The sequence below is a fragment of the Micromonospora sp. NPDC002411 genome, from assembly GCF_053592955.1.
Genome location: NZ_JBSFBM010000378.1, coordinates 1 through 5,936, shown reverse-complemented (window position 1 = coordinate 5,936; position 5,936 = coordinate 1). Strand labels below are relative to the sequence as shown.

At 71.1% G+C, this 5,936-nt stretch carries 5 protein-coding genes; 4 read left to right on the top strand and 1 reads right to left on the bottom strand.

What is annotated here, in order from left to right; translation table 11 throughout:
- Positions 1-135: 135 nt before the first annotated feature.
- Positions 136-2,874: a pyruvate dehydrogenase (acetyl-transferring), homodimeric type gene (gene aceE, locus ACWCO3_RS30070; protein ID WP_145779551.1), complete on the bottom strand. Its 2,739-nt coding sequence runs from the start codon at positions 2,872-2,874 to the stop codon at positions 136-138.
- Between the two features lie 175 nt (positions 2,875-3,049).
- On the opposite strand from aceE, the gene ACWCO3_RS30065 reads away from it, so the two are divergent.
- The 4 genes from ACWCO3_RS30065 to ACWCO3_RS30050 all read left to right on the top strand — a co-directional run.
- Positions 3,050-3,442, top strand: a complete 393-nt coding sequence (locus ACWCO3_RS30065) for a hypothetical protein (RefSeq protein WP_145779552.1) — start codon at positions 3,050-3,052, stop codon at positions 3,440-3,442.
- Positions 3,443-3,468: 26 nt separating this feature from the next.
- Positions 3,469-3,873, top strand: coding sequence for a YjbQ family protein (locus ACWCO3_RS30060; RefSeq protein ID WP_357832173.1), 405 nt, complete (start codon positions 3,469-3,471; stop codon positions 3,871-3,873).
- Positions 3,874-4,096: 223 nt separating this feature from the next.
- Complete coding sequence (locus ACWCO3_RS30055; protein ID WP_145785501.1) at positions 4,097-4,501, top strand: MarR family winged helix-turn-helix transcriptional regulator; 405 nt, start codon at positions 4,097-4,099, stop codon at positions 4,499-4,501.
- Positions 4,502-4,552: 51 nt separating this feature from the next.
- Positions 4,553-5,936 (top strand): thiamine pyrophosphate-dependent enzyme (locus tag ACWCO3_RS30050; protein WP_450013252.1); only part of this gene is annotated, 1,384 nt, incomplete at its 3' end.

Below are 5,936 nucleotides of genomic sequence, written 5' to 3'. Positions count from 1 at the left end.
TCCCCAAACCCTTTCCCCCCCCCCTTTTTTTTTTTTTGGGGGGGGGGGGGGGGGGGGGGGGGGGGGGGGGGGGGGGGGCGGGGGGGGGGGGCCCGGGGGGGGCAGGCCCCGGGCCCCCTCGTTGGTCGTACGGGTCTAGCTGTCGCCGCCGGTCTCGCCGACCGGGGCAGCGTTGACGTCGTCGATCGCGTACTTCTTCGCCGCCTCGGCCGGCACGGTGGCCGCCACCGCGCCGCTGCGGGCGAGCTGCCGCAGCGTGGCCACCACGATCGACTCGGCGTCGACGTGGAAGTGCCGGCGCAGCGCGTGCCGCGTGTCCGACATGCCGAAGCCGTCGGTGCCGAGCGACGTGTAGTCACCGGGCACCCACCGGGCGATCAGGTCCGGTACGGCCCGCATCCAGTCGCTGACCGCTACCTTCGGGCCGTCCGCGTCGGCCAGCTTCTGCTGGATGTACGGGATCTTCGCCTCGGCGCCCGGGTTGAGGAGGTTGTACTCCTCGGTCTCCACGGCGTCGCGGCGCAGCTCCGTCCAGGAGGTCACCGACCACACGTCGGCGGCCACCCCCCAGTCCTGGGCGAGCAACTGCTGGGCCTTGAGCGCCCACTGCATGCCGGTGCCGGAGGCGAGCACGTTGGCCTTCGGGCCGTCGACCTCCGGTGCCGGGGAGTAGCGGTAGATGCCCTTGAGCAGGCCCTCCACGTCCACCCCGGCCGGCTCGGCCGGCTGGAGGATCGGCTCGTTGTAGACCGTCAGGTAGTAGAAGACGTTCTCCTGCGCGTCCCCGTACATCCGGTGCAGGCCGTGCTCCATGATGTGCGCGATCTCGAACGAGAACGCCGGGTCGTACGCGACCACCGCCGGGTTGGTGGCGGCGATCAGCAACGAGTGACCGTCCTCGTGCTGGAGGCCCTCACCGTTGAGCGTGGTGCGCCCTGCGGTCGCGCCGAGCAGGAAGCCCCGCGCCATCTGGTCGGCCGCCGCCCACAGCCCGTCGGCGGTCCGCTGGAACCCGAACATCGAGTAGAAGATGTACATCGGGATCATCGGCTCGTCGTGGGTGGCGTACGCCGAGCCGGCCGCCGTGAACGAGGCCACCGAACCGGCCTCGTTGATCCCCTCGTGCAGGATCTGACCGGTCGTCGACTCCTTGTACGACAGGAACAGCTCCCGGTCGACAGAGGTGTAACGCTGGCCGTGCGGCGAGTAGATCTTCGCGGTGGGGAAGATCGAGTCGAGGCCGAAGGTGCGGGCCTCGTCCGGGATGATCGGCACCCAGCGCTTGCCGAACTCCTTGTCCTTCATGATGTCCTTGAGCAGGCGGACGAAGGCCATGGTGGTGGCCACCTTCTGCTTGCCCGAGCCGCGCTTGACGTCGGCGAACCGCTCCGGACCCGGGATGGCCAGCCGCTTGGTGCTGGTCCGCCGGGACGGCAGGTAACCGCCGAGCTGCTCGCGCCGCTCCTTCAGGTACTGGATCTCGTCGGACTTCTCACCCGGGTTGTAGTACGGCGGCAGGTAGGGGTTGTCCTCCAGCGCCTTGTCCGGGATGTCCAGGTAGAGCCGGTCGCGGAAGGTCTTCAGGTCCTCCAGCGTCAGCTTCTTCATCTGGTGGGTCGCGTTGCGGCCCTCGAAGTGCGAGCCGAGCGTCCAGCCCTTGATCGTCTTCGCCAGGATGACGGTGGGCTGACCGGTGTGCTCGGTGGCCGCCTTGTAGGCCGCGTAGAGCTTGCGGTAGTCGTGCCCACCCCGCTTGAGGTTCCAGATCTCGTCGTCGCTGAGCGGGTCGACCATCTTGCGGGTACGCGCGTCGCGCCCGAAGAAGTGCTCCCGCACGTACGCGCCCGACTCCGCCTTGTAGGTCTGGTAGTCGCCGTCGGTCGTGGTGTTCATGAGGTTGACCAGCGCGCCGTCGGTGTCCGCGGCGAGCAGCGGGTCCCACTCGCGGCCCCAGACGACCTTGATCACGTTCCAGCCGGCACCCCGGAAGAACGCCTCCAGCTCCTGCATGACCTTGCCGTTGCCCCGGACCGGGCCGTCCAGCCGCTGGAGGTTGCAGTTGATCACGAAGGTGAGGTTGTCCAGCTCCTCGCGGGCGGCCACACCGATGGCGCCGAGCGTCTCCGGCTCGTCCATCTCACCGTCGCCCAGGAATGCCCAGACGTGCTGCTGCGAGGTGTCCTTGATGCCGCGGTGCTGCAGGTACCGGTTGAACCGTGCCTGGTAGATCGCGTTCAGACCGCCGAGACCCATCGAGACGGTGGGGAACTCCCAGAAGTCCGGCATCAGCCGCGGGTGCGGGTACGACGGCAGCCCGCCGCCGGGGTGCGACAACTCCTGGCGGAACCCGTCGAGCTGGTGCTCGCTGAGCCGCCCCTCCAGGAACGCCCGCGCGTACATGCCGGGGGAGGCGTGGCCCTGGTAGAAGATGTGGTCGCCGCCGCCCGGGTGGTTCTTGCCCCGGAAGAAGTGGTTGAAGCCCACCTCGTAGAGCGACGCCGAGCTGGCGAAGGTCGAGATGTGCCCGCCGACGCCGATCTCCGGGCGCTGCGCCCGGTGCACCAGCATCGCGGCGTTCCACCGGACGTACGCCCGGATCCGCCTCTCGACGTGCTCGTCACCCGGGAACCACGGTTCGCGCTCCGACGGGATGGTGTTGATGTAGTCGGTGGTGGTCAGGGGCGGAACCCCGACCTGGCGCTCACGGGCGCGCTCCAGCAGGCGCAGCATGACGTACCGGGCGCGTTTGGCGCCGCGCTCGTCGATGACACCGTCAAGCGACTCGACCCATTCGCTTGTCTCTTCAGGGTCGATGTCCGGAAGCTGGCTCGGTAGGCCGTCGCTGATCACCGGGCGCTTGCGTTCCGTAGCCACAGGCGTTCCCTCGGTTGTGTGTGGGATAGGTCTCTAGCGCCATCCTGCCCCCTGGTGGCACCTGTCGTCACGCCTAGGTGCCCCCGACGCGATGCTGAACACAGGTACTCATCGGTAACTTAGCGCTACGACCGCCTAAACCGCCCGCTTGCCCGGGCTCGCTACCGTGCCGCACATGAACGGGTGGCGGGTGGCAACCGGCGTCATGATCCTTTCGGGTGGCGCGCTCGGAGCGCTTCTCTCCGCGCCGGTGCTCCTGGCCGGCGACACCGCCGCGCTGCCGATCACGATCCTCGGCGCCGGAGCGATGGCGTTCGGCGCGGTCCAGGTTCGCGGCGGGCTGCGAGCACCCGCGCCCCGCCGCGCGCCTCGTCGTGTGCCCGGTCCGCGCCAGAGGCACGCCGACACCAGCATCCCCTCGACGTACTACGGCGACTCGAACGGCTGGGACTGGTCCCGCGGCGGGGACGGTGACTCCGCAGGCGGCGGTCACTCCGGAGGCGATTTCGGGGGCGGTGGCTCCTCCGGCGGTGGTGGGGACTCCGGGGGCGGTGGCGGCGGTTCCTGACCGCAGGTTGCGGCAGAATGCGACGTATGCGCACTGACGTGATCACCGTCCAGACCGGGTCCCGCCCGGCCGTCCGCGACATCACAGCGGAGGCCCAGCAGTTCGTCTCCGGTGAGGGCGACGGACTCCTGCACGTCTTCGTGCCGCACGCCACCGCCGGCCTGGCGATCATCGAGACCGGCTCGGGATCCGACGACGACCTGCTCAGCGCATTGGACGACCTGCTACCGACCCAGGACCGCTGGCGGCACCGGCACGGCTCGCCCGGCCACGGCCGCGACCACGTGCTTCCGGCGTTCGTGCCGCCGTACGCCACGCTGCCGGTGCTGGGCGGTCGTCTGGCGCTCGGCACCTGGCAGTCGATCTGCCTCGTCGACACCAACGGTGACAACCCGACCCGACAGGTCCGCTTCTCCTTCCTCCCGGGCTGACGCTCCGTTTCGCCTCGAGATCCGCGCAACATCCCCGAAGTTGCTGCCTCGACGCAGGCTGAGGCAGCACTGTCCCCGACGTTGTGCGGATCTTGTCGAGGTGCGAACGCTGAGCCGACCGGGCCCGCCCGGTGCGTACGATGTGGCAGTGCCGCAGGAGGTGGGTTCCGTAGCAGGTGGGCCGGTGGATCGGGCTGGTCTCGCCGCCGATGTGCTGCGCCGGATGGCCCACGTCAGCGACGCCCTGCGACACCGACAGGGTGCCGCGTTCGCCGAGTTGGGGCTCACTCCGGCGACGGCGCGGGCGTTGCATCAACTGGACCCGGACCGCCCGCTGCCGGCTCGTGATCTCGCCGGCCAACTGGGCTGCGACCGGTCGAACGTGACGGTGCTGGTCGACAAGCTGGAACAGGCCGGGTTGGTGGAACGACGCACCGACCCGGCGGACCGCCGGCAGAAGACGTTGGTGGTGACCGAGAAGGGCCGCGTCGAACGGGACCGGGTGACCATGGTGATGTCCGACTCCCGACTCCTGTCCGGGCTGACCGACGAAGAGCTGCGCACCCTTCGTGACCTGGTCTGGAAGGCGTCTGACGGTGGTTGGCCGGAGCCCTGCGGTCCGGAGTGAGTCGGCCCGCGACGGCCGTGTCCCACTGGGCGAGCAGCCCTCCCGTCGGTAATGCTGTGCGACGTGACCACCCCGCAAGACCTCGACGACCGGTTCCGGGAGACGCTGGCGACGCTGCCTGCCGCGGAGCGTCGGCGTGACCCCGCTGACCCGATCACCGACGATGCTCCACTGACCGGCGCGCAGGTGCTCGACCTGTTCGACGCGCAGGTGACGAGCCGGCAGCTCGACCTGGCCGGCCGCTGGCTGCGCAGCTTCGGGGAGGGTTTCTACACCATCGGTTCCGCCGGGCACGAGGGCAACGCCGCGGTCGCCGCCGCGCTGCGCCCCACCGATCCGGCGTTGCTGCACTACCGCTCCGGTGCCTTCTACTGCCTCCGCGCCGCCCAGGCCGCCGCCGCGTCGCCGTCGGGCGAGCCGGACTCCGCCGCCGACCCAGCGCCGACCGGCGACCCGGGGTCGACCGCCGATCCAACGGCGAGCAGCGACCGGCGGGCCAGCAGCGATCCAGCGTCGACCGACGCCGACTCGACCGCCGATCCTGATCCGTCCGGGCCGGAGCCGGCCCCGGCAGGCGGGTTCGGCGCGTACGCGGACGCGGCCCGGGACGTGCTGCGCGGGATGGTCGCCTCCAGCGAGGAGCCGATCGCAGGTGGCCGGCACAAGGTGTTCGGCCGGGCCGACCTGGCCGTCGTGCCGACGACCTCCACCATCGCCTCGCATCTGCCCCGCGCGGTGGGAATGGGACTGGCCGTGGAACGGCTGCGCCGGCTGGACAGCGCCGGGCGGCGTACCGGAGCCGGGGTGCGGGTCGGCAGCGGCGCGGGCGCCGCGCACGTCCCGTGGCCGCCGGACGCGATAGTTGTCTGCTCGTTCGGCGACGCCTCGGTCAACCACGCCAGCGCCACCGCCGCCTTCAACACCGCCGGGTGGTACGACCACGCCGGGCTGCGCATCCCGGTGCTCTTCGTCTGCGAGGACAACGGGCTGGGCATCAGCGTCCGGTCACCGGAGGGCTGGGTCGAGGCGACCCTGCGGGCCAAGCCGGGCATCCGCTACTTCAGCGCGGACGGGGCCGACCCCGTGCGGGCGTACGCGGTGGCGGCGGAGGCCGCTGCCTGGGTACGCCGGAACCGCCGCCCGGCGGTCCTGCACCTGCGCACGGTCCGGCTGATGGGGCACGCCGGGGCGGACGCGGAGTCGGCGTACCGCAGCCCGGCCGAGCTGGCCGAGGACCTGGACCGGGATCCGGTGGCCGCCACCGCGCGCCTGCTCGTCGACGCCGGGGTGGCGACCGGCGAGGAGCTGCTGGCCCGGTACGACGAGACCGGCTGGCAGGTACGCCGGTTGGCCGAGGAGGTGCTGGGCGAGCCGAAGCTGGCGTCGGCGGCCGACGTGGTGTCGGCGCTGGCGCCCCGCCGGCCGGTGCGGGTGG